This is a genomic window from Kurthia zopfii, assembly GCF_003143955.1.
Lineage (GTDB): Bacteria > Bacillota > Bacilli > Bacillales_A > Planococcaceae > Kurthia > Kurthia zopfii.
Map to the genome: position 1 here is coordinate 1 of NZ_QFVS01000079.1, position 1,676 is coordinate 1,676.

The window sequence follows — 1,676 nt, forward strand, 5'->3', positions numbered from 1 at the left end:
CCTTCAAAACTAAACAGCAAGACAGTTAATCGCAGACCCTAAAGGTCTGTTCCGTTAAATTCCTTAGAAAGGAGGTGATCCAGCCGCACCTTCCGATACGGCTACCTTGTTACGACTTCACCCCAATCATCTATCCCACCTTAGGCGGCTGGCTCCATAAATGGTTACCCCACCGACTTCGGGTGTTACAAACTCTCGTGGTGTGACGGGCGGTGTGTACAAGGCCCGGGAACGTATTCACCGTAGCATGCTGATCTACGATTACTAGCGATTCCGGCTTCATGCAGGCGAGTTGCAGCCTACAATCCGAACTGAGAACGATTTTATGAGATTAGCTTGCCCTCGCGAGTTTGCGACTCTTTGTATCGTCCATTGTAGCACGTGTGTAGCCCAGGTCATAAGGGGCATGATGATTTGACGTCATCCCCACCTTCCTCCGGTTTGTCACCGGCAGTCTCCTTAGAGTGCCCAACTAAATGATGGCAACTAAGAATAAGGGTTGCGCTCGTTGCGGGACTTAACCCAACATCTCACGACACGAGCTGACGACAACCATGCACCACCTGTCACCAATGTCCCCGAAGGGAAAACTCTATCTCTAGAGCGGTCATTGGGATGTCAAGACCTGGTAAGGTTCTTCGCGTTGCTTCGAATTAAACCACATGCTCCACCGCTTGTGCGGGCCCCCGTCAATTCCTTTGAGTTTCAACCTTGCGGTCGTACTCCCCAGGCGGAGTGCTTAATGCGTTAGCTGCAGCACTAAGGGGCGGAAACCCCCTAACACTTAGCACTCATCGTTTACGGCGTGGACTACCAGGGTATCTAATCCTGTTTGCTCCCCACGCTTTCGCGCCTCAGTGTCAGTTACAGACCAGACAGTCGCCTTCGCCACTGGTGTTCCTCCAAATCTCTACGCATTTCACCGCTACACTTGGAATTCCACTATCCTCTTCTGCACTCAAGTTCCCCAGTTTCCAATGACCCTCCACGGTTGAGCCGTGGGCTTTCACATCAGACTTAAGAAACCACCTGCGCGCGCTTTACGCCCAATAAATCCGGACAACGCTTGCCACCTACGTATTACCGCGGCTGCTGGCACGTAGTTAGCCGTGGCTTTCTAATAAGGTACCGTCAAGGTGCGTTCATTACCTAACGCACTTGTTCTTCCCTTACAACAGAGTTTTACGATCCGAAAACCTTCATCACTCACGCGGCGTTGCTCCATCAGACTTTCGTCCATTGTGGAAGATTCCCTACTGCTGCCTCCCGTAGGAGTTTGGGCCGTGTCTCAGTCCCAATGTGGCCGATCACCCTCTCAGGTCGGCTATGCATCGTTGCCTTGGTAGGCCATTACCCCACCAACTAGCTAATGCACCGCGGGCCCATCCTACAGCGACGCCGAAGCGCCTTTCAACTTCAAACCATGTGATTCGAAGGATTATTCGGTATTAGCCCCGGTTTCCCGGAGTTATCCCAAACTGTAGGGCAGGTTGCCCACGTGTTACTCACCCGTCCGCCGCTAGATTATTTGAGTGCAAGCACTCAAATAATCTCGCTCGACTTGCATGTATTAGGCACGCCGCCAGCGTTCGTCCTGAGCCAGGATCAAACTCTCCATAAAAAGTGTTTGAAAGCTCATTTGCTTTGCTAGCGTTATCTATGATAACAATTGCTTA

At 51.6% G+C, this 1,676-nt stretch carries 1 rRNA gene; it reads right to left on the reverse strand.

The features are described 5' to 3' along the window. Positions 1-67 precede the first annotated feature (67 nt). Positions 68-1,621: ribosomal RNA gene (locus tag DF281_RS14380) — 16S ribosomal RNA — on the reverse strand. Positions 1,622-1,676 lie beyond the last annotated feature (55 nt).